Raw genomic sequence first — 22356 nt, forward strand, 5'->3', positions numbered from 1 at the left:
CCTTATCGTCCCGGTGAATAACCAGGTATTGCCAGCGGATTATCCATCATTGCCGCTCGGTCTGGCCGGTCTGGAGCCGGTTTTCCCAAAAACGCGTCAAATAATTCGCGCACATAGTTTTCTGACAAATCCTTGACGATCATCACCAGCAATGTTTCGCGCTGCGCCGCTTCTGGCCATTGAGGGAGCCGTGCCGGTGGATGAAAGATTTTCTGTACGCCGTGAATAACCAATGGCCGATCAGGATCTTCTGCAATCTGTACAATCCCTTTTACCCGCAACAGTTTTTCACCATGGGTTGATCGTAAAAGATCAAGGAACATTTCAAATGTCGAATAGGGAATAGGTTCCTTATGACGCAAAGAAAATGAACGGATCGCATCATCGCGATGATGGTGATGCCCATGTTTATGATCATGATGCTCGTGATCACAATCAGGACCGCAAATGTGCTCATGTTCAGCATGTTGATCTTCATAGGCTTGCGCCCGCAACCAGTGCTGAACATCCGCTGTTTTTGTCTCCGGATTATAAAGCCCACATTCAAAAAGCTGCGCATATCCGGTGCGATTGTCAGATGCTTCAAGAATATCCGCACCCGGATTAAGCTGCCTTAAACGCGCTTTTAGCGCTGCAAGCCCTGTCTGCGCTTCCGGAAGCTCGGCCTTGGTGATGATGATACGATCCGCCATTGCCGCTTGTTTAATGGCTTCCTCGTGATTATCGAGCGTTGCCATACCATTAACCGCATCAACAGTTGTCAGAACGCCATCCAGTCGGAACGCCTGCAACAATACCGGATGCCCCATGATGGAATGCAACACCGGTGCAGGATCAGCCAAGCCGGTTGTTTCAATAATCACGCGTTTTAAAGATTTGATGCGGCCTGTGTCCAGCCGATCAATCAGATCTGCAAGCGTATCCACCAGCTCGCCGCGCACGGTGCAGCAAAGACAGCCATCCGCAAGTTCAATCACACCTTCACTGGCCTGCTCAACCAAGAGATGATCAATACTGATCTCGCCAAACTCATTGATGATAACTGCCGTATCCGTCAGTGACGGGTCCTTAAGCAGCCGATTGAGAAGCGTAGTCTTACCCGAGCCGAGAAAGCCGGTGAGCACAGAAACTGGAATTGGTGTCGCCATGGTTTATTAATCCGCAACCTCATTGCAGGACCACGCCTGCAAAGGTTCAAATAATTTCAGAAATAATGTCGAAGCAAAGCGCCAGCGCCTAATTTATATTAGCCTCCCTAATCTCAGCTCTGCGCTGCGGACGCTGCATAGGCACGGGAATTCGCGACAGATCCATCTGGCTGACTTTGGAAACATTACGCGGCGGTTCGGAAACCAACCCAACTTTAACCGGAATCGGTTCACGGGTCATCGGTCGAATATAGGGTGAATCTATTTTTAACCGGCCTTCAACATCCCGGCCATCCCAACGTTTAGCCATGGCTTCTTGGCTACAAATCACGCTGCGTAAGTTCACTGCCTCATTGATCGCTGTGCCTGGCGGCGGCGCCATTGTCGCAAGGGTGGGCGCCCCAGCCCCATTGGAACGGAATGCGTCACTCATCAATTGCGCTGCCTGTGCAGCACGCGTTTCCTGCCGATCAGCGCCAAGCACAATTGCAAGAATTGTACGCCCCTGCCTGGTGGCAGAACTGGCCAGATTAAAGCCCGATGCACAGACAAACCCGGTTTTCATACCATCTGCGCCATCATAACGACCAAGCAGAATATTGTAATTGGGCTGTGGTTTCTTGCCGTCACCGGTATCAATCGCTTCGGTGGAAAAATAATGGGCATATTGTGGGAATTCGCGGCGCAATTGCACGCCCAAAACCGCCATATCGCGCGCGGTTGAATAGTTTTTGGGATCGTGAAGCCCATTCGGATTGGCAAAATTTGTACCAAACATGCCAAGCCGTTTGGCTTCCGAATTCATACGCTTCACAAACGCTTCTTGCGAGCCAGCAACAGCTTCCGCTAAAGCAACTGAGACGTCATTGGCAGATTTAACCAACATGATGGTCAGCGCCGTATCCAGTGTCATCACTGATCCGGGTCGATACCCCATTTTGCTCGGCGGTTCCTTCGCAGCTTTCACCGTCATGCGCACGGGCGAAGAAAGCGTGAGTTCCCCCGCTTCCAATGCACGAAATACCACATACGCGCTCATCATTTTGGTGAGAGAAGCCGGATACCAGCGCTGAAAAGCATCTTTTTGGGCATAGACTTTGCCCGAGGCCACATCAACAGCAATAGCGGGATTCGCCGAAGCCGCAGAGAGAGCCAAGCCTGAGATCGCCGCTACCGCGAGCCAGATTTTCAACGACTTCGATATCATTTGCGTAGTTCCAATCATCAATGGCCGCAATTTTGCGTATGATAGTTTCCCTCCCCGCCTGTTTTACGAACTTCGCCAGCCTTCGCTCCGGCTTGCATAAATGTCCATAATGCCAAGCAATACTCTTCAATAAGGAGGATCTGCGCTTTTCTATCTATGCCATGTGGCGAGGAAAAGGCAAACAGGGATTGCTGGCTTTCACCAATACGTCATATCTTGCCACCCAATAATTGGGCCCATCCTGATAATTGCGCTCAACCTTTGGGAGCTTAAATATGCCGATCCTAAACCGCGCCGCAGAAATCCAGTCTGATGTTGTTGCTTGGCGCCGTCATCTGCACCAATATCCGGAAACGCTTTATGATCTGCCTCTGACCATCCGCTTTGTGGAAGAAAAGCTAAAATCCTTTGGCTGTGATCGGATAGAAACCGGCATTGGCCGTTCTGGCATTGTTGCGATCATCAACGGAAAAAATGGCGATGGCCCCAGCATCGGCCTTCGTGCGGATATGGACGCCCTGCCCATCACAGAAACCAGCGGCGTCGAATGGGCATCAACAATTCCCGGTAAAGCGCATTCCTGCGGGCATGATGGCCACACCGCCATGTTGCTGGGCACTGCAAAATATCTTTGCGAAACCCGCAATTTTCGTGGTTCCGCCGTGCTGGTGTTCCAGCCAGCTGAGGAAGGCGGAGCAGGCGCATTGGCGATGATCAATGACGGCCTGATGGAGCGTTTTGGTATCTCAGAGATCTACGGTGTGCATAATCTTCCTGGCCTTCCCGTCGGCCAATTTGCCATGTGCAAAGGCCCGATCATGGCTGCAACCGATGAATTTGACTTCTTTATCAAAGGCCGTGGCGGCCACGCGGCTCAGCCTCATCGAACCATCGACCCGATCATGACGGGCGCACAATTGCTCACCGCCGTGCAGAACATCGTTTCACGCAATACGGACCCGCTCGATTCGCTCGTAATTTCTGTTACGAAATTCCATGCTGGAGAAGCCTATAATGTGATCCCGCAAGAAGCCAAACTTTCCGGAACCGTTCGCTCTTTGAGCAAGGAAACACGCGCCTTTGCCGAACAACGTTTGCGGGAGGTAGCGGCAGGTATTGCTGCGACCACGGGAGCAGAAATCACTGTGCGCTATAAGAATAATTATCCAGTGACCTTCAACCACGATGCGCAGACCGAATTTGCCGCCCGCATTGCAAAAGCTGTTGCAGGCGACGCGATGGTGCAGACGGATGTGAACCCGATGATGGCGGCTGAGGATTTTTCCTATATGCTCGAAGCGCGACCGGGCGCGTATATTTTTATCGGCAATGGCGATACTGCTGGCCTGCACCACCCGGCCTATGATTTTAACGACGAAGCGATCCCCTATGGCATCAGCTATTTCGTTTCTATTATTGAAACCGCCCTCGCCGCTTAATCGGCTGACGGATTAGGCATGTAGAAATTTCCCTTCCCCGTTTTTGCGGGGTTGGCGAATGATGCGAAAACCATTATGTGTCAAAAATATTTGTCGAACGGAATCATTTTTCGGCAAATGCCTAGTGCTTCAGGCGGTCCCGTAGCTCAGTAGGATAGAGCGACAGATTCCTAATCTGTAGGCCACTGGTTCGAATCCAGTCGGGATCACCAATAAAATCAATGTTTTAATTGCCATACTGCAAATGGCTAACGCGCGATTTCGATGGGTTACTCGGGTCGCGGCAACGGTGCGCGACCAAGCAGCAGCAACCTATTTTCCTTTGACTGGCACATAGGGTATCCATAAAATTAATCGTGTCTATATATTGTGTGGCTCTTGACTCTTAAAGAAAAAACACATTGCGGGCTTTACAAATCGATTCCCATATATATATTTCAAGCATACGGTCCCTTGGCAGTACGCACTCGATCGACAAAAGTCGTAATCAATTGAGTGCCGATCCCAAGGGCTTTTTTTGCTTTGGGGGAGGCAATAAAGCATATGACTATGCGTCGTCTGGCAATTATGATTGATGGAGCCTTTTTCTTAAAGCGGCTTAAAAACGTAGATCCGAACGTACCGTGGAATGAGCCATCTCAAGTGGCAAATTTGATCTTCCGCCATGCCTTAAGACACACTAATCAAAGAATTGGCACTAAGAACCGAACACCTATTTTTTGCGACTTTGAGCTCTATCGAATTTTCTTTTACGATTGTCCACCAATTGAAAAGAAAATGCATTTGCCTATAAGCAAGCGCTCCATAGATTTTGCGAAATCTGATATAGCAAAGTTCCGCTTAAATTTGCACAAGGAGCTTCTTAAGAAGCGTAAGGTTGCTTTACGTCTCGGTCACCTAATAGAAACAGCGACATGGAAGTTAAAGTTCGAAGCGCAGACCAAACTGCTTCGCAAAGAAGTAACGTGGGAACAATTAACTGATGACGATTTTTCATTAGATGTAATTCAAAAGGGCATCGATATGAGATTAGGAATCGACGTGGCATCTTTGGCTTACAAAAATGCAGTAGATCAAATCATTATGATTGTCGGGGATAGTGACTTTGTTCCGGCGGCCAAATTAGCGCGGCGAGAAGGGATCGATGTTGTGATAGATCCCTTGGGTTATGGTCTACATGACCACTTATATGAACACACCGACGGAGTTCGCGATCTATCTTATAAAGCAAAAAAACAGACACCAAGCGAACCCGAGCAGTTTGCTGATGAACTGCCGCAGAATGTCGACAATGGTAATCAACCAAATATGCAAAAGTCGTTTTGGCGCCGTAGAAACCAGCGTAAAGGGCATCGGCCACACGATTCCCAGAAATAAGCCGTTAATCGTTTATGCCTCGCTGGCATCCGCTTAGGCAATCTGGAATTCTTGATTTCTAAAATAGCACCACTGGTTTTTAAGCGATTAATCAGCTCTGAAGGCTTACCATCTTTTCTCACTCCTCATACGGCCAATTGGCCCGCGCGAACACACCGCCATCGACGCCTAATGTCTGCCCCGTCACAAAACGTGCAGCATCCGATGCCAGAAACAGCACCGGTCCTGCGAGGTCTTCCACGGTTCCAACCCTGCGCAGCGGCGTCACTCGCGCCCATGTACCGGCATAATCGGGCTGTTCTTCTGCCGTGCGCTCATTGAGGATCGCACCCGGCGCCACGCAATTAACCCTGATACCATGCGGCCCAAGCTCTACTGCCGAAACCTTAGTGAACTGCTCAATTCCACCCTTGGAAGCCGTATAGGAAACGAGTTTCGGGAAGGCCAATTTGTTACAACCAGAACCGATATTGATAATCGACCCTTCTTTACCCACTTCCACCAAGCGCTTGGCTATGGCTTGAGTATTGAGAAAGCAGCCCTTCATATTGGTTTGAATAACATCATCCCAATCTTTTTCCGAAAGATCGAGCAGTGTCGACCAAGTTTGAATACCCGCATTATTGACCAGCACCTCGGGCACATCGCCATACCAATCACAAATCTCATCGAAAAAGGCTTCCACCTCGGCGCGCACGCCCACATCGCAACCAAGCCCCAAAGCCTGCCCGCCCGCTTCTTCAACGCTTTCGACCAGTGACTGCGCGGCATCATCATCGTGCTTATAGCTAAAAGCCACAGCATAGCCTGCCTCAGCAAAAGCCGTCACAAGGTGCCGGCCAATGCCCGTATTGCCGCCTGTCACCACTGCGAATCCACTCATAAAATCCTCCCGAATATGCGTTTGGCGTGAGATTAAACGGTTTTGTGAATTGGTAAACCTTAGAGTTCAGATTGATGCCAATTAATGTCGCGCACGCGGCTTTTTCTCATTGCGCTCCCATGAAAATACCGCTGGCGGCAGCGGGTCATATCCGCGAATAATATCCGATCCCTTTTCACCAATCATAATGGTGGGCGCATTGGTATTGCATGAAGGCACCCGCGGCATCACCGAACTGTCACAGACCCGCAAATTCTCCAAACCATGCACCTTCAAGTCGAGATCAACAACCGCCATGGAATCCGTACCCATCCTGCACGTTCCCACCGGGTGGTGATCGGTTTTCGCATGGGCACATGCATAGTCAAATAGATCTTCATCGCTCGTGATTTTTGGCCCCGGCAAGCGTTCAGCCATCACGAATGGTTTGAGCGCAGGCTGGCTCATGATCTCCCGTGCGATCCTCAAACCTTCCAGCGACATTTTAACATCATGCGGATCACTCCAATAATTCGGATCAATCAGCGGTGAAGCGAGCGGATCGGAAGAAGAAAGCCGCACCGTCCCGCGCGAGCGCGGATGCAGATAGGCGGAATTAAGTGTGACACCAGCGTTTTTAAGCTTCTCAACACCCGCTTCAATCCCGGAACCAAGCCCCAAATGAAACTGCATATCGGGCGAACGGGCCTGCGGGTCCGCATACCAAAAGCCACCGGTTTCAAACAGGCTCGAAGCCACGGGCCCAGAGCGCAGCAAAATATATTGCAACCCCGCCGCAAGCGTCCGGTGTGGCTTGGCCACGCCATCATAAGTATGGTCACCGGTACATTCACAAATCACAAACAAATCAAGATGATCTTGTAGATTTTCCCCCACGCCCGGCAGATCATGCTTCACATCAACCCCCACCTGCTGCAAATGATCAGCCGGTCCAATGCCCGACTGCATAAGCAGCTTTGGCGAGCCTATGGCGCCTGAAGCTATAATCACTTCACGTTCAGCCCTGATGGTTTCACCGTTCATCAGCGCAACCCCGGTGGCCTTTGTTTTTTCCAGCATAATATTGCGCACCTGCGCATTGACGCGAATGGTCAGGTTTTTGCGATTTCGGATCGGCGAAAGATAGGCAAGAGACGCGGACGAGCGCCGGCGATTGCGTTGGGTTAGCTGATAGAACCCAACCCCCGCCTGCTCACGACCGTTAAAATCAGGATTATAAGGTATGCCTAATTCCTGCCCGGCACGAATATAAGCATCACAAATCGGCAGCGGGGCTGAAGGCATCGAGACGCCTAGCGGACCCCCATAGGAATGATAATCATCGTTGAAACGCTGATTGTCTTCCGCCCGTTTGAAATAGGGCAGCACGTGCCGGTAATCCCAACCGTCGCATCCGTCTTCTTCAGCCCAGAGATCAAAATCAGCCGCATTGCCCCGCGTATAAATCTGCGCATTGATCGTGGACCCGCCCCCGATCACTTTAGCCTGTGTATAGCGAAACACCCGGTTTTTCATATGTTTTTGTGGCACGGTTTCCCAGCCCCAGCTGCCCACACCCTTGGTCATTTTAGCAAAACCTGCAGGCATATGGAAAAGCGGGTTCCAATCACGGCCACCAGCCTCCAGCAGCAGTACTTTCACTGACGGATCTTCCGTCAGCCGATTGGCAAGCACACAACCGGCCGGCCCTCCGCCGACGATGATATAATCATAGGCCATGGGCTTATTCCCCCTCAAAGCTTTGCAATCGAAAGTCCACCATCCGCATGGATGGTCGAGCCAGTAGCAAAAATGAAATCTCCCCCCGCAAGTGCGGCAACCACCGCACCCACATCGCCCGCTTCACCCCAGCGCTTCATCGGTACTAGACCGGCTTCAATCAGACGGTCATAACGGTCCGCCACTTTGGCAGTCATATCGGTGCGAATAATGCCGGGCCGCACTTCAAACACCCCAATTCGCGCTTCCGCGAGCCGCAATGCCAGCCCTTGCACAAATGCGCTCAAGCCCGCCTTGCTGATGCAATAATCAAGCCGCTCCGGTGATGTCATCACCGATGAAACCGAACTGATCGTCGTGATGCTGCGCGCAAATGGGACTTCTGCTGCCGCCAACATAGCGCGCACAACCGCCTGCGTGAAAAACACCGTGCCGCGAAGGTTTACATTCATAATCGTGTCGAAATTTTCGGGCTTGAGTTTGAGAAAATCATCCCGCTCGACCGAGCCCATGCCGGCATTATTAACCAGGCAATCAATGCCGCCAAACTCGCAAACCACTGCAGCAACACTCGCCTCGTGCCGATCAATGTCGGCCAGATCACTTTCAAAGAAAATGATTTTTCGGTCCGTTTGCCGCAATTCTTTCATCGCCGCTTCGTCATGCTCTCGGTCGGTGATAGCGAGATCAAAACCCTTATCAGCGAGTGCGCGCGCAATAGCAAAACCAATGCCACGCCGTGCGCCGGTGACCAGCGCTACAGGTCTTTGTCGGATCATCCCAGCTCCTCCCGTCAAAGCTCCTCCCATCAAAGCACCTCGCGTGATATATGATCCGCAACGCGCAAAGCCTGCGCAGCGATTGTCAGCGCCGGATTGACTGCCGCAGATGTTGGCAAAAATGATGCATCCACCACATAGAGATTGGCATGATCATATGCCCGGCAATAAGGATCGAGCGGCGCTGTTGCGCCATCCTTGCCAATCCGCACGGTTCCGCATTGATGCGATGGTGTGCGGCGGTCAAAAGCCTGCGAAAGCACGATCGGAAAGCCCACCTGTTTGAGCACTGTTTTGAGCTTGTCCACCAGCATCAAATGCGCTTTCCAATTGGTGCGCACCCAGTGCAGCATGATGCGATCACCATCCACCGTGACGCGGCTTTCCGGTGATGGCAAATCCTCGCTCATCGCATAAAAATCAACGCTGCGACGTGAAATGCGCTCCAGCACCCATTCCGGCACCCGCATCATATTGGCTTTCAGCACTGCGCCAGATACCCGGCCCAGCAATTGCACATTGCCCAATGGTGGCCCGCCAGCCCCGTCGGATAAATAGAAATCATTAAATCCGAATGTCTTTTGGTAAACGGAATCATTGCGAAAGCGCGGATCAATCCCGATCACCGCACTGGCATTATGGTTCATAAAATTTCGCCCCACCTGATCCGAGCGATTGGCAATGTTTGAGCGCAATAACAGCGCTGCCGATTGCACCGCACCAGCCGAAAGCACCACCAGCTTGGGGCTCAAAATGTGCTCCTCGCCATTTTTTACATAGTGAACGGCTTCAATCTTGCCGTCTGCGCCCGCTTTGATGCGCGTCACTCTGGCCGATGTTTCTAGCCGGACATTGGGATATTTGAGCGCCTCGGCCAGCGGACATGTTTCTGCATCCATCTTGCCATCATCTGCATTAGGATGCGCGTCCCAAGGCGTTTTGCCTTTGGCAAGCCAGCGCTCAACATCCACACCAAGCGGCAAAGAAGCTGCGTGAATACCATTACGCTTGAGCCTTGCGCGCAATTCAGCCAATGGCCTTTCATCCGGCACTGCGGGGAATGGATAAGGTTCAGAATGATACGGCTCTGTGGGGTCATCACCCAGCTCACCACGCACCTGAAACAATTGTTCGGCACGGCAATACCACGGCTCCAACTCATCGTAAGAAAACGGCCATGCCGGTGAAATACCTTCAAGATGGGCTATTTCCTCAAAATCCTCGCGCCGGTAGCGGACCAGCACCGCGCCATAGAATTTTGAATTGCCTCCGACATTATAATAATTGCCGGGATTAAACGGCGTCCCATCCGCCTCAAACCATTGCTCTTTCGGCCTGAAAAATCCCCGCTGAAATATGGCTCGCGGATCACGGTTTTCTGGCCTGTCAGCGAGCCTCTCCCCGGCTTCCAGCACAAGAATTTCTGCACCCGATGCGGCAAGACCGGCGGCGGTTGTAGCACCGCCGATCCCAGATCCGATAATGACAATATCCGGCTGTCCTCCCAAAGCCGTCACTCCTACTTGGCCTGCGGCATCCACCAGGCACTACGCGCGCCAAGATGCATGTTCAGCGTTTTGGTTTCAGTATAATCTTCCACCGCATGGCGCCCGAGTTCGCGCCCAAGCCCCGATTGACGATACCCGCCAAACGGCAATTCCGGCGTGCCATCCATAAATGTATTCATCCAGATTGTACCGGCGCGCACTTTGCGGCCAATGCTCATGCATGTGTCAAAATCGCGGCTCCAAACCCCTGCCGAAAGGCCATAATCCACCTGATTGGCAATTGAGATTGCTTCATCAATCGTGTCGAAACTCAGCACCGAAAGCACCGGGCCAAACACTTCCTCGCGCGCGACCGCCATATCGGGCGTGACGTCTGAAAGTACGGTCAGCCCCATATAATGGCCCATTCCCAGATCCAGAACCTCGCCGCCATGCGCTAATTTTGCGCCAGCTTTTTGCGCATCCGCAACATAGTTGCCGATTTTATTAAGATGCTGTGGCGAGATGATCGCGCCGACCTGTGTCTGATCATTGAGTGGATCGCCAATCACCACTTTTTTCGACAAATCAGCAATCCGCGCCACCACTTCATCGGCAATCGAACGATGCAAAATCAGCCGCGAACCCGCATTGCAGCATTCGCCCGCATTGAACCACGCTCCAAACACCGCCGCATCTATGAACTCATCAAGATTGGCATCTGGAAACACGATCTGCGGATTTTTGCCACCAAGTTCCAGCGCCACTTTTTTGAGCGTCTGCGCTGCATTGGCCATGGTCAACCGGCCCACAGCTGTTGATCCGGTAAAAGAGACCATATCGACATCCGGATGGGTGCTCATATGCTGGCCCACTTCCGCGCCAGTACCGGTGATAATATTCACCACACCATCGGGGATTCCGGCCTCTGCAAGAATTTCACCCAGAACCAGCGTCGAACCAGAAGTCAGCTCCGAAGGCTTCACCACGGTAGTGCAACCCGCCGCCAGCGCAAATGGCAATTTCTGACTGACAATCAGGAACGGGAAATTCCACGGTGTGATAATGGAAACCACACCAATTGCCTCGCGCAGAACCACGCCCAGCGTACCATCGCCAAGATTATTATAGCTTTCGCCATGCAGATCACGCGCAAGCGCTGCCGCATAACGCCAAATATCGACCGCCCCGGCAATCTCGCCGCGCACCTGCGCAATCGGCTTTCCCGCCTCAATTGCGTCAAGATAGGCAAGCTCTTCCGTGCGTGCCTCGATCAAATCTGCCGCCTTGAGCAGTGCCAGAGAGCGTTGCGAAGCGGTTTTGCTGGTCCAACGCCCATCATCAAAAGCCTTGCGAGCACTCGCAATCGCCTGCTCCACATCGGCCTTGCCACCAGCTGGATATCGGCTGACAGTAACATCATGCCCCGGCGCCACACGGGCGATCTTCTCGCCATTGGCGCTGGTCACCCATTTGCCGTCGATCAGCATGGAGAAATCCCGGATTTCGAGCCCAGCCAAAGGCTGCGGTTTTACGATCACGCTCATCACCATTCTCCCTTAAATGCCGCTTCGCGCTTTTCACTAAAAGCGCTAACACCTTCTTTAAGATCACCTGTTTTTGCCACGAGAATTGAACCCAGCGCTTCCACCGCGGTTCCATTATCTTCGCCATTGGCAACGGCAATCATCAATTTAGAAATTTCAAGCGCCGCAGGTCCGCGCTTGGCCACCCGCATTGCATAATCCTGTGCTTGTTCCAGCACGGTGCCGGTTTCCACAACCGCATCGACCAAACCGTGGGACAAGGCTTCTTGAGCAGTAAACATCTCGCCGCCCAGCACCATGCGCCGCACGATCTGCGCGCCAAAACGCCGAACCAGACGCTGCGTGCCCGACCAGCCCGGCACCATGCCGAGCGAGGTTTCCGGCAATCCAATTTTTGCCTGCTCTTCAACAATGCGAATATCAGCCGCCGCCGCCAGTTCAAGCCCGCCGCCCAATGCATGGCCATTCATCGCTGCAATCAGCGGCATGCGCAAAGTGGCGAGCCGTTCGAAAACCCGATGCCCATAGCGAACCCAGGCATGGCCAAACTCTGAAGGTTCCATCCCGCCCCAGGCTTTAATATCGCCACCGGCTGAAAATGCCTTACCTTCCCCGGTGAGGATTGCCACCCGCACAGTTGCATCCGCTTCCACCCGGTCACAGGCGGCTGAAAGCTGCTGCAACATTTCAATATCAAATGCATTGAGCTTTTCTGGCCGCTTAATGGTGATAAAAGCGACATGGTTTTCGACCGTAACCGTAATTCTTTCTGTCACGCTCATGCCTCCAACCGCCTTGCAGGTTTTTGGGGCAGTTTAAGCCCGATCGGCTCCTCACCAAACAAGGCTGCATCCATAGTTTTCAAATCATCGGCAACGATCAGCGGAAATTCAGCTTGGTCCAAAATATGCGTTTGCAGATCAACGCCGGGAGCAATTTCGGTCACGACAATGCCTTGCGCAGTCAGCTTCATCACACAACGTTCGGTCACATAGGTGATATCTTGGCCCTGGCTCACACTGCGCGGTCCTGAGAAGGTGACATGCTCAACTTCATTCACGAGCTTTTTGAGTTTGCCTTCCTTTTCAATCACCAGCTTGCCATCGGCAACGGAAAGTTTCGCACCGGCATTAAACATGCCTGAGAAAACAATCTTTTTGGCCCGCGCCGTAATATCGACAAAACCGCCCGCACCCGCCGTCACATGGGGCCGAAACGATAGTTTCGATACATTGACCGAACCATCGCGCCCTATTTCAAGGAAGGATAAAAGCGAGGCATCAAAGCCACCACCTTGGAAATAGGTGAATTGATAAGGAGACGGCATATATCCATCGGCATTTGACGCACAACCAAAGGCAAAATCGAGCAGCGGCACACCACCCACAGCCCCCTGTTCAATCACCCAAGTGACAGAACCATGCAGGCCCTCTTCAATCAAAATACGCGGAACATTGGCCGAAATCCCAAAGCCCAGATTAACAGCACTTCCGGCTTCCAGCTCCTGCGCCACCCGCCGTGCAATCATTTTCTGAATATTGAATTCAGCCAAGCGGAACGTATCAATCGGGCGAATAATCTCACCAGAAATTGCCGGATCATACGCCGTTTGCGTCGTCTGCTTTTGTTCGGGATCAACAATAATATAATCGACCAGCGTTCCCGGCACGCGCACATCATGCGGGCGCAGCGAGCCTTCCTTAGCAATGCGTTTTACCTGCGCAATGACAATACCGCCATTATTGCGCGCAGCCAGCGCCTGATCGAGACCGCCAAGATAAGCACCCTCATGCTCATAGGTGAGATTGCCGCGCTCATCCGCAGTTGTGGCACGGATAATCGCTATTTGCGGCACAATATTGGGGAAATAAAGCCAGTCTTCGCCTTCAAAATTGATCTTCTTAACCACCGGCTCCTTGGAAGCCAGCTCATTCATCGCACAGCCCTGACGGGTAGGATCAACAAATGTTTCCATCCCAACCTTGGTCAACACACCGGGTCGCTTGGCAGCAGCCTCACGATGCATATCGAACAAAATGCCGGAAGGAATATTATAGGCCGGAATTTCATTATTGGTGATCATCTGCCAGATCAGCGGCGGCTCAGCGCTGGAAGGTCCAGAAGGATATGAGCCGCCGATAATTTTCTTCAACAGTCCCTTTTTCGCAATGTAATCAACGCCTTTAATGCCGCTCATATCCCCCGCCGCAATTGGATGCAGCGTTGTGATATTCTGCGGATGACCAGTTTTTTCAAACCGCTCGCCAATTGCTTTCAACATCAGGTCGGGACACCCCAAACCACTGGACGAAGAAACCGATACGACAGCGTTGTCAGGAATGAGTGCAGCCGCTTCCGCCGGGGTAATATGCTTACTCATCGCTTAAACTCCAGGATTAATCGGGGTCGCTTGACCGCTTTTCGTCGATGCTAAAACCGCAAGACCAGTGGCAAGCGACCAGATACCGTCTTCCAGCGTCGCTGAAGGCTGGCCCTTGCCAGCAATGGCATTATGAAAAGCTTGCAGCGACGTTTCATAGAGATTGCGCTGATCAAGCTTGAGTTCGTGCTCGTCATTTTCATCGCGCAACACCACGCTACCCACCGGCTTTTGCGTCATAACATTACGCGCAATCAGCGAACCTTCGCTGCCATGCACTTCAAATCCGGTTTCAGCATATTTGGCTGTGAAAGCATCATGAAATTGCGCGATTATCCCGGAGGGGAAACGCAGCACCCCCATCACACCATCTTCCAGCCCCTCGCCGCTCAACCCGCCTTCCTGGCTAAAAGCAATGGCTTCACTGGGGTTTTCGCCCAAAACAAAACGCAGCGTATCGGCATCATGCACCGTAATATCCAAAATAACGCCACCACCGGCATCAGGCCGTTCAAGACGCCAACCTTGCAAATGCGGCGGCAGATAGACCGCATGAAATACCCGCGCTCCAAGCACTTTGCCGATTTTGCCCTCGCGGATTGCATCGCGCATAGCCCTGTGACTGGCAGCATTGCGCAAATGATGATTGGTTCCGGCAACAACACCCGCTTCCTGCACCGCTTTAAGCATTGCATGGGCATCTTCAAGCTTTAGCGCCAGCGGCTTTTCACACAATATATGCTTTCCGGCCTGTGCTGCAGCAATCACCTGATCCCGATGCAGTTCATTCGTCGTCGAAATATAAACCGCATCGATTTCAGGATCACCCAAAAGCACATCAAGCTGGGTAACAGAACGTTCAATCGCGTTCTCTTGCGCATATTTCTCACCCCGTTCGGCATTGGTACTCATCACCGATACCACTTCGCCGCCCGTTGCTCGAATAGCGCCAATCATCCATTCTTTGGCAATCGTGCTTGCGCCGATTAGACCCCATCTGGTCATGGCTAGACCTCCTATTTTGATGGCGCACCGCAACTTGCACGCACCACGAGACGCACCGATAAACGCTGCGCCTCTGCCTCCACCCGTTCTGAATTAATTTGCTTGAGCAATAAATGTGCGGCCCGCTCGCCCATATTTTGCGGATCGACCGATATAGTTGTCAGCGCAGGGACTGCGGTTTTGGCTTCAATCACATCATCAAAGCCAACCACGCCGAAATCCCGGCCCGGCTCAAGTTTTACCGAACGCAGCCCATCACAAACCCCAAAGGCCACCGCATCATTAAAACATACGGTCGCAGTCGGTTTTGCGCCTGACAATAACATCCGTTCTAGCGCAGCCACACCGCCCGCCCGCGAAGGCGATGAATGAAAAACCAGCTTGTCATCAAAATCCAAACCGGACTGTTCAAGCCCAAGCTGATAACCGGCCAGTCTTTCCGCAAAAACCGCCGTATCTGCATATCCGCCTATGAAAGCGATGCATCTATGCCCAAGACCAAACAAATGCTCGACCGCCTTTGCAACCCCGCCGCGATTATCAGAAACAATCGATGATACGCCGGAGCCGGGCACATCACGCACCATTTGCACCACCGGCAGACCGCTTTTCGCAAGCGGCCTAAGATCATTGGCGTCAGTACCCCGCGCTGGCGATATAATAAGCCCGGCAATGCCATGCTCGCGCATGGATGCCACCACCTCGCGCTGTCGATCAATGCTTTCCGCCGTATTGGCAAGAAACTGCACATAAGACGCCGATTGCATAACCCGATCGACCCCAACTGCCAGCTCTGCAAAAAAGCTGTTGGTCAAATCATTGACAACAAGGCCGATGATTTTGGATTTTGATTGGCGCAAATTGGCAGCGCTGCGATTATAAACATAGCCGAGTTTTTCAATGACCTGCTGCACCCGTTCCCGCGTTGCAGCTTGGACCAACGGACTATCACGCAGAACCAACGAGACGGTCGATTTCGACACACCCGCTTCCCGCGCAATATCAATGACCGTGACCCTTCCCCGACTCATTACCTCTCCCTTTAGCAACTCAGTCCAGTTAATTGGAACGTTCCAATTTTGTCAATACTCCGCACTTATCTTAAACTATCGGAAGAAAGCGGGGCGAAAAACTAAGAAACAATCGCTTAACTTCTTAATTTTTTAAAATTTATGACCTAATTTTTCACATCCCTTGCCATTTGGAACGTTCTAAACTAATTTCGCACACAGAGTTACGGGAGGAACGCTATGTCCATTTCATCAAATCTTATTTTGAATCTGCCTCAGGCCGATGGCAGCGTTTCACCCTATCAATTGACCGGCATCCCAACGAAACGCCCCACACTCGTTCCAAAATTTAACCGTATTGCTTATGCGGCAGCGCATGTGGTTTCTGATCCGAAAACTGACCACACTCCATGGAATAGCGCGGCACTTGATTGGGATGCCACATTAGCTTTCCGCCATCATCTCTGGGGCCTTGGCTTCAAAATCGCGGAAGCAATGGATACCTCACAGCGCGGTATGGGGCTTGATTGGACAAGCGCACAAGAACTGATCCGCCGCTCGATTGAAGAAAGCAAAACCGTTGAGGGTGCCGATCTTGCCTGCGGTGCCGGTACCGATCATCTTGATCCGCTGGATGCAAAAAACCTTGATGACGTGATCAAAGCTTACGAAACTCAAGTCGATTTTGTTGAAAAACACGGCGGACGTTTCATTTTGATGGCAAGCCGCGCGCTTGCGCGCATCGCCCGCTCACCAGATGATTATGCCAAAGTCTATGGCCATATCCTCTCCAATGCGCGCGAAAAAGTCGTATTGCACTGGCTTGGTGATATGTTTGACCCGCAGCTTAAAAATTATTGGGGCTCGGAAAAATTCAAGGAAGCGCTGGAAACGGTCGTTTCTATCATCGAAGACAATCAGGACAAGGTTGAAGGCATCAAGATTTCATTGCTGGACGAGCAATATGAAATTGCGCTGCGCAATCGCCTGCCCGAAACTGTGCTTTGCTTCACGGGGGATGATTTCAACTATGCGCCCTTGATCGAAGGCGACGGCACCAAACACAGCCACGCATTATTGGGCATTTTTGACGCTGTAGCGCCCCAAGCATCCAATGCGCTCAGTGCGCTTGCCAATGGCGATAATGAACGTTTCCGAGCGATAATTGAACCTACCGTGCCTTTGTCGCGTAAAATCTTTGAAGCCCCGACACAATATTATAAGGCTGGCGTGGTCTTTTTAGCTTGGCTGAACGGCCACCAGAACCATTTCACCATGCCCGGCGGCATGCAATCCGCTCGCGGTATTTTACACTATGCAGATATTTTTCGCCTCGCCGATCAGGCAAATGTTTTAGATAAACCAGAGCTAGCCACCAGACGCATGCGTAACCTGCTGGCAATATATGGAATTGAACAAGGGTAGGCTTTTCGAGACCAAGTTCTTTACCTATCTACATAGAACCTTAACTATAGTTGAGAACAATCACATGTCCGTGAGCGCGCACGACTTGTAATAATGCGCGCATATATTGGCTCGAATACTCAGCGCGGGCCGGTGATAAGCTGTGATTATCCAAACGCATATGCTGCCATCACGTAAATGTGCTTATGACTATTATAAATAGTTTCAAATTCTCTATCCTTGCCCGTTAAATACTCTCTGTCTGCTGAAGGAAGGCAAATAGATCTGTTTCAATGGGATCAAAAAAGAGAAGGTTTTCACAAAAACTGACTGCGAATAATAGCTATGAAAAGACTATTGTGCCTTTTGGCTAATCTTCACAGAAGATTAGTATAAAATAGAGGCGTCTATCTGAGAAACCCCACACATTGACAGCCTATACCGACATGATTAAGCCTGAATCCAGTCGGTCAAAACCTGTGTCCAGACTCACGGATTAAGGTCTAACCAACAAAGCAATATACGCTAAAACATGGGAGATTTTCATGCGTTCAATGCTTCTGGCCTTATTGGCCGCAACGGCAATTGCCACATCGGCACATGCCAAGGACGTAACCGTTGCCGTTACTGCCATCGTGGAACATCCGGCACTTGATGCCGCTCGCGACGGCGTTAAGGACGCGCTGGCGGAAGCTGGTTTCAAAGAAGGTGAAAACCTCACTTTTATTTATCAATCAGCACAGGGTAATCCCGCAACCGCAGCACAGATCGCCCGCCAATTCGTTGGCGATGGCCCGGACGTGATTGTTCCCATTTCAACCCCTTCTGCACAGGCGGTTGTTTCGGCCACGCGCGATATCCCCATTGTTTTCACGGCTGTTTCTGATCCGGTGGGCGCACAATTGGTGAAAACCATGGAAAATCCGGGCGGCAATGTCACCGGACTTTCCGATATGTCCCCGGTAGTCGAACATATCGCCTTTATTAAAGAAGTGATGCCAGACATTAAAAAGCTCGGCTATCTTTATAATTCCGGTGAAACCAACTCGGTTTCCCTGCTCGAAGCGCTCAAGCAAGCCGCTTCCGCCGAAGGTATCGAAATCGTTGAATCGGCTGCAACCAAATCAGCTGAAGTGCAGGGTGCCGCTCGCGCATTGGTTGGTCGCGCCGATGCAATGTATGTCCCCACTGACAACACCATCGTTTCCGCCCTGGAAAGCGCGGTTGGCGTCGCTGAAGAAAGCCAGATTCCGCTGTTCACCGCTGACACGGATTCGGTCAAGCGCGGTGCTCTCGCCGCTTTAGGCTTTAATTATTACGACGTCGGCAAACAAACCGGTGTTGTGGTTGCAAAAATCCTTAATGGTGAAAAAGCCGGTGACATTCCGGTTGAAATCGCCAAAGGAACCGACCTTGTAATCAATCTTGGTGCCGCAAAGAAAATGGGCGTTGAGTTTCCTCAGGCTGTGATTGATCGCGCCACGAGCAAAATTGAATAGTTAAATCAACTATTTACGGGAAGGGCGGAGCATGTCTTCCGCCCTTTTTTATTGGCGAGAATTTAGCCGGCCTGGACTGGCCGGACGCAAAACTTTGAGCAGATTAATGACAAAAATTGGCATTCTTCCAGACGATGATAAAACCAATGGCTGGACCCGCTATCTCCCACCGCGTACACCTAATCCCCCGCTTGAGGGAAAAATCCGTGCGGACTGGTTGGTTATCGGCGCTGGATTTGCAGGGCTCGCAGCCGCGCGGCGCTTGGCTGAAAATAGGCCCCATGACCATATTGTCATCCTCGATGCACAAAAGGCTAGCGACGGAACTTCAGGACGCAATGCAGGCTTTGCTATTGATCTGCCACATAATGTCAGCTCCTCTTTGGAGCAATTAGAAAAATCAAATAGCTATCGCGGTTTGGCGCGTGCGGCGATCGATTATCTCCAGCAACAAATTGACCGCTATAATATCGCGTGCGACTGGGAGCAACGCGGTAAATTTCATGGTGCAGTCACCGATCACGGCATTCGCGAAGTCCTGGAGCCAACCCGCGCTGAAATGGAAAAATTGCAGGAGCCTTATATATGGTATGAGGGCGAAGAATTGGCCAAAAGGCTGGGCACCAATCATATCAAAGCAGCGATCTATACCTACGGCACATATTTGTTAAATCCCGCAGCGCTGATACGCGGGCTGGCTGATAATTTGCCTGCAAATGTAACGCTTTTTGAAAATACTCCCGTCACCGCTATCGACTATGCAGAGCGTATCAACGCTACCACCAAAACGGGCAGTGTTGACGCCGCCCAGCTGATTTTGACCGTCAATGGTTTTGGTGAACAATTCGGATTTTTCAATCGAAGACTGTTAAACTTTGCTGCCCATGCAAGCCTGAGCCGTCCGCTAAATCATCAGGAATATGCGGAAATTGGTTGCATTGAGCCATGGGGGCTAACGCCTGCCAATTCCTTCGCCGGCATAACCATGCGCCTGACACCTGATCGCCGTATTCTGATACGTCAAAATGTGCATTTTTGCCCTTCGCTGCGCCAATCTGATGAACGCCGCAAAGAAATTAGCAAAGAGCATAAACAGCTATTTGATGAACGTTTTCCGATGCTGCCCGAAGTGGAAATGCAATCCACCTGGACCGGCTATATATGCATTTCACGAAATGGCGCACCCGGCTTTGGCCGTCTGGTCAAAAATGTCTATACATCTCTGTGTCAAAACGGCGTAGGCATCACCAAAGGCACGATTGGCGGGCTACTGGCGGCAGATATGGCCTGTGGGGTTGATAATCCTCTTATTAAAGACATGCTGGATCTTGGAAGTCCGACCAAACTCCCTCCCCGACCTTTTCTTGACCTTGGCGTCAGAACGCGCTTTGCTTGGGAATTGTGGCGCGCGCGGGGGGAGATTTAAGCCGAGTTGAGCAAACATATGTTGTCAGACGTCCACAGAGACAGCTTTTTGATAAAATTTGTTCGCCCGCTCTTGCATGACATGAACTTTTGAGCTGTATCGCTAAAAACTTATGATCAGTAACGCATGTTGCGCGTCATGTTGCGCGCCCTGTTGCGCGCCACGTTGCGTGATTGCGTATAACCGGGGGAGTTTCTGAAGGCGAAAGCCAACGGGGCAAACTCAAATATTGGACGGCTCGTAATTGACACGATCTTCAGGCGTATAGGCAGACGCCTCAACCCTGCAAGATCGAAAATAAATGCATGCTGAAAACAGCATCATTATTTTCGGTTACGGCAAAGAACAAGGAATGTCGCTGTGAGTCAGATCGCCTTTTGGGGAGCGGTCGAATTAGGCCTCGTCTTCGCATTTGTAGCCATTGGCGTTTATCTGGCGTTTCGCGTGCTTGATTTCCCAGACCTTACTGTGGACGGTTCTTTCCCGCTCGGCGCGGCCGTGACCGGCGTCATGATCCTTGCGGGCTTTAATCCATGGTTCGCTGCTATCGTGGCAATGGCCGCTGGATCTTTAGCGGGACTAGTGACTGCAACACTCAATGTCCGGTTTAAAATCCTTAATCTTCTGGCCTCGATCCTCACAATGATTGCGCTGTTCTCAGTTAATCTGCGCATTATGGGTCGGCCAAATATTGCATTGATCAACCAAGAAACAATGCTCTCGCCCTTCTATGGCCATGGCATTCCAGAATATTATGTCCGACCGGCATTTCTTTTCATATTGGTTGCCATCGCTGTTCTGCTGGTGTGGCGCTTCCTTGAAAGCGATATTGGCCTTGCCATGCGTGCAACCGGCGCTAATCCGCGTATGGCACGCGCACAGGGCGTGCGCACCGACCGGCAGATCTATCTGGGAATGGCGATCTCAAATGCTCTGGTCGCCCTTGGTGGCTCGCTCTTTGCCCAAACAAATGGCTTTGCCGACGTAACATCCGGCGTTGGCACAATTGTGGTGGGACTTGCCGCGGTCATTATCGGCGAAACACTGCTACGAACCCGCCTCATTTTGGTGATTCTGATTGGCTGCGTGATAGGCTCGATCATCTATCGCATCGCCATCCAACTGGCTCTCTCAAATGGCAGCATTGTTGGGCTTCAGGCATCTGATCTTAACATAGCAACCGCATTGCTCGTTACCTTCGCCCTTATATTGCCGCGCCTGCGCCGCGGAGGAGCCTCGGCATGATTGAAATTTCCAATCTCGATGTCATTTTTGGTCGTGGAACTCCGCTCGAAAAGCAGGTGCTTCACAAAATCAATCTGACCATGGAAAGTGGTTCTTTCGTAACCGTGATTGGCTCCAACGGAGCTGGAAAATCCACTTTGCTGAGCGTTCTTGCAGGGGATGTGATCCCAAGTGCGGGGAAAGTCATCATTAGCGGCCAAGACGTAACCCGCAAGCCCACAGCAGAACGGGCCGGGCTTGTAGCGCGTGTATTCCAAGACCCACTCGCCGGAAGCTGCGGCACGCTGACCATTGAGGAAAATCTCGCCCTTGCTGCCGCTCGGGGCCAGAGGCGCGGCTTAACTGCCGCACTGGGCTCGCGTCGTCGTGCAGAATTTCGCGATCGCATAGCAGGTCTTAATCTGGGGCTTGAAAACCGTATGCATGACCGGATGGAGTTGCTTTCTGGCGGACAGCGTCAGGCAGTATCTCTGGTAATGGCCACGCTCGCTGGATCAGAAGTTTTGCTGCTCGATGAACACACCGCAGCACTTGACCCCGGCATGGCCGAATTTGTCATGGAATTGACCCGGGACCTGATTGCAAAAAACAATCTTACAGCGCTTATGGTTACGCACTCTATGCGTCAGGCGCTTGATTATGGCGACCGCACTATCATGCTGCATGGCGGTAATATTCTGCTCGACGTCACCGGCGACAAACGCAAAACCCTTGAGGTGGAAGATTTAATCGAGATGTTCCGCAAAGTGCGCGGGCAAACGCTTGATGATGACGCCCTTCTCATTGAATAATTTTCCCAAC

The 22356-nt window shown here is 51.6% G+C and carries 18 protein-coding genes and 1 tRNA gene; 8 read left to right on the top strand and 11 right to left on the bottom strand.

The window, feature by feature from the left end; genetic code table 11:
• Positions 1 to 2: 2 nt before the first annotated feature.
• Both C7374_RS00605 and C7374_RS00610 read right to left on the bottom strand, forming a co-directional pair.
• Positions 3 to 1148, bottom strand: coding sequence for a CobW family GTP-binding protein (locus C7374_RS00605; protein ID WP_111573681.1), 1146 nt, complete (start codon positions 1146 to 1148; stop codon positions 3 to 5).
• A gap of 88 nt (positions 1149 to 1236) precedes the next feature.
• On the bottom strand, positions 1237 to 2355 hold the full coding sequence (locus tag C7374_RS00610) for a D-alanyl-D-alanine carboxypeptidase family protein (protein WP_111574222.1): 1119 nt from the start codon (positions 2353 to 2355) through the stop codon (positions 1237 to 1239).
• A 275-nt stretch (positions 2356 to 2630) separates the two neighbouring features.
• Here C7374_RS00610 and C7374_RS00615 point away from each other — a divergent pair, with 275 nt between their 5' ends.
• The 3 genes from C7374_RS00615 (at position 2631) to C7374_RS00625 (ending at position 5171) form a co-directional block, all read left to right on the top strand.
• On the top strand, positions 2631 to 3794 hold the full coding sequence (locus C7374_RS00615; protein WP_111573682.1) for a M20 aminoacylase family protein: 1164 nt from the start codon (positions 2631 to 2633) through the stop codon (positions 3792 to 3794).
• Positions 3795 to 3929: 135 nt separating this feature from the next.
• A tRNA-Arg gene (locus tag C7374_RS00620) sits at positions 3930 to 4006 on the top strand.
• A 331-nt stretch (positions 4007 to 4337) separates the two neighbouring features.
• Complete coding sequence (locus tag C7374_RS00625; RefSeq protein WP_210205054.1) at positions 4338 to 5171, top strand: NYN domain-containing protein; 834 nt, start codon at positions 4338 to 4340, stop codon at positions 5169 to 5171.
• 118 nt (positions 5172 to 5289) lie between these two features.
• On the opposite strand, the gene C7374_RS00630 is transcribed toward C7374_RS00625, so the two are convergent.
• The 9 genes from C7374_RS00630 to C7374_RS00670 form a co-directional block, all read right to left on the bottom strand.
• On the bottom strand, positions 5290 to 6054 hold the full coding sequence (locus C7374_RS00630) for an SDR family NAD(P)-dependent oxidoreductase (RefSeq protein WP_111573683.1): 765 nt from the start codon (positions 6052 to 6054) through the stop codon (positions 5290 to 5292).
• A gap of 81 nt (positions 6055 to 6135) precedes the next feature.
• Positions 6136 to 7773: a GMC family oxidoreductase gene (locus tag C7374_RS00635; protein WP_111573684.1), complete on the bottom strand. Its 1638-nt coding sequence runs from the start codon at positions 7771 to 7773 to the stop codon at positions 6136 to 6138.
• A gap of 14 nt (positions 7774 to 7787) precedes the next feature.
• Entirely contained in the window at positions 7788 to 8552 is a 765-nt protein-coding gene (locus C7374_RS00640) for a 3-ketoacyl-ACP reductase (RefSeq protein ID WP_111573685.1), read from the bottom strand.
• A gap of 29 nt (positions 8553 to 8581) precedes the next feature.
• The gene (locus tag C7374_RS00645) at positions 8582 to 10060 is read right to left on the bottom strand and encodes an FAD-dependent oxidoreductase (RefSeq protein ID WP_111574224.1); all 1479 of its coding nucleotides are present in this window, start codon (positions 10058 to 10060) and stop codon (positions 8582 to 8584) included.
• An 11-nt stretch (positions 10061 to 10071) separates the two neighbouring features.
• Positions 10072 to 11592: an aldehyde dehydrogenase family protein gene (locus C7374_RS00650; protein WP_111573686.1), complete on the bottom strand. Its 1521-nt coding sequence runs from the start codon at positions 11590 to 11592 to the stop codon at positions 10072 to 10074.
• Positions 11586 to 12368: an enoyl-CoA hydratase/isomerase family protein gene (locus tag C7374_RS00655; RefSeq protein ID WP_111573687.1), complete on the bottom strand. Its 783-nt coding sequence runs from the start codon at positions 12366 to 12368 to the stop codon at positions 11586 to 11588. Before C7374_RS00655 ends, C7374_RS00650 begins: the two co-directional genes overlap by 7 nt.
• Positions 12365 to 13966 carry an acyl CoA:acetate/3-ketoacid CoA transferase gene (locus tag C7374_RS00660; RefSeq protein ID WP_111573688.1) on the bottom strand — a complete coding sequence of 534 codons (1602 nt, stop codon included), beginning with the start codon at positions 13964 to 13966 and terminating at the stop codon, positions 12365 to 12367. Before C7374_RS00660 ends, C7374_RS00655 begins: the two co-directional genes overlap by 4 nt.
• A gap of 3 nt (positions 13967 to 13969) precedes the next feature.
• Entirely contained in the window at positions 13970 to 14971 is a 1002-nt protein-coding gene (locus C7374_RS00665; protein WP_111573689.1) for a Gfo/Idh/MocA family protein, read from the bottom strand.
• 11 nt (positions 14972 to 14982) lie between these two features.
• Entirely contained in the window at positions 14983 to 16002 is a 1020-nt protein-coding gene (locus C7374_RS00670) for a LacI family DNA-binding transcriptional regulator (RefSeq protein WP_111573690.1), read from the bottom strand.
• Positions 16003 to 16221: 219 nt separating this feature from the next.
• Here C7374_RS00670 and C7374_RS00675 point away from each other — a divergent pair, with 219 nt between their 5' ends.
• The 5 genes from C7374_RS00675 (at position 16222) to C7374_RS00695 (ending at position 22346) form a co-directional block, all read left to right on the top strand.
• Complete coding sequence (locus C7374_RS00675; RefSeq protein ID WP_111573691.1) at positions 16222 to 17406, top strand: dihydrodipicolinate synthase family protein; 1185 nt, start codon at positions 16222 to 16224, stop codon at positions 17404 to 17406.
• Positions 17407 to 17930: 524 nt separating this feature from the next.
• A complete protein-coding gene (locus C7374_RS00680; protein WP_111573692.1) occupies positions 17931 to 18884 on the top strand; it encodes an ABC transporter substrate-binding protein in 954 nt (317 codons plus the stop codon).
• 106 nt (positions 18885 to 18990) lie between these two features.
• Positions 18991 to 20310 (top strand): NAD(P)/FAD-dependent oxidoreductase, encoded by a 1320-nt coding sequence (locus C7374_RS00685; protein ID WP_111574225.1) that lies wholly within the window; start codon positions 18991 to 18993, stop codon positions 20308 to 20310.
• A 360-nt stretch (positions 20311 to 20670) separates the two neighbouring features.
• Complete coding sequence (locus tag C7374_RS00690) at positions 20671 to 21555, top strand: ABC transporter permease (protein WP_111573693.1); 885 nt, start codon at positions 20671 to 20673, stop codon at positions 21553 to 21555.
• Positions 21552 to 22346 carry an ABC transporter ATP-binding protein gene (locus C7374_RS00695; protein WP_111573694.1) on the top strand — a complete coding sequence of 265 codons (795 nt, stop codon included), beginning with the start codon at positions 21552 to 21554 and terminating at the stop codon, positions 22344 to 22346. The genes C7374_RS00690 and C7374_RS00695 overlap by 4 nt, the downstream gene beginning before the upstream one ends.
• Positions 22347 to 22356: the final 10 nt, after the last annotated feature.

It is taken from the genome of Falsochrobactrum ovis (assembly GCF_003259955.1).
GTDB classification, from domain to species: domain Bacteria; phylum Pseudomonadota; class Alphaproteobacteria; order Rhizobiales; family Rhizobiaceae; genus Brucella; species Brucella ovis_A.

Coding starts and splice junctions, on each gene's coding strand:
- C7374_RS00680 (WP_111573692.1), top strand. CDS start 17,931: ATGCGTTCAATGCTTCTGGCCTTATTGGCCGCAACGGCAATTGCCACA.
- C7374_RS00650 (WP_111573686.1), bottom strand. CDS start 11,592: ATGGTGATGAGCGTGATCGTAAAACCGCAGCCTTTGGCTGGGCTCGAA.
- C7374_RS00635 (WP_111573684.1), bottom strand. CDS start 7,773: ATGGCCTATGATTATATCATCGTCGGCGGAGGGCCGGCCGGTTGTGTG.
- C7374_RS00640 (WP_111573685.1), bottom strand. CDS start 8,552: ATGATCCGACAAAGACCTGTAGCGCTGGTCACCGGCGCACGGCGTGGC.
- C7374_RS00660 (WP_111573688.1), bottom strand. CDS start 13,966: ATGAGTAAGCATATTACCCCGGCGGAAGCGGCTGCACTCATTCCTGAC.
- C7374_RS00625 (WP_210205054.1), top strand. CDS start 4,338: ATGACTATGCGTCGTCTGGCAATTATGATTGATGGAGCCTTTTTCTTA.
- C7374_RS00610 (WP_111574222.1), bottom strand. CDS start 2,355: ATGATATCGAAGTCGTTGAAAATCTGGCTCGCGGTAGCGGCGATCTCA.
- C7374_RS00605 (WP_111573681.1), bottom strand. CDS start 1,148: ATGGCGACACCAATTCCAGTTTCTGTGCTCACCGGCTTTCTCGGCTCG.
- C7374_RS00695 (WP_111573694.1), top strand. CDS start 21,552: ATGATTGAAATTTCCAATCTCGATGTCATTTTTGGTCGTGGAACTCCG.
- C7374_RS00630 (WP_111573683.1), bottom strand. CDS start 6,054: ATGAGTGGATTCGCAGTGGTGACAGGCGGCAATACGGGCATTGGCCGG.
- C7374_RS00685 (WP_111574225.1), top strand. CDS start 18,991: ATGACAAAAATTGGCATTCTTCCAGACGATGATAAAACCAATGGCTGG.
- C7374_RS00670 (WP_111573690.1), bottom strand. CDS start 16,002: ATGAGTCGGGGAAGGGTCACGGTCATTGATATTGCGCGGGAAGCGGGT.
- C7374_RS00655 (WP_111573687.1), bottom strand. CDS start 12,368: ATGAGCGTGACAGAAAGAATTACGGTTACGGTCGAAAACCATGTCGCT.
- C7374_RS00615 (WP_111573682.1), top strand. CDS start 2,631: ATGCCGATCCTAAACCGCGCCGCAGAAATCCAGTCTGATGTTGTTGCT.
- C7374_RS00665 (WP_111573689.1), bottom strand. CDS start 14,971: ATGACCAGATGGGGTCTAATCGGCGCAAGCACGATTGCCAAAGAATGG.
- C7374_RS00675 (WP_111573691.1), top strand. CDS start 16,222: ATGTCCATTTCATCAAATCTTATTTTGAATCTGCCTCAGGCCGATGGC.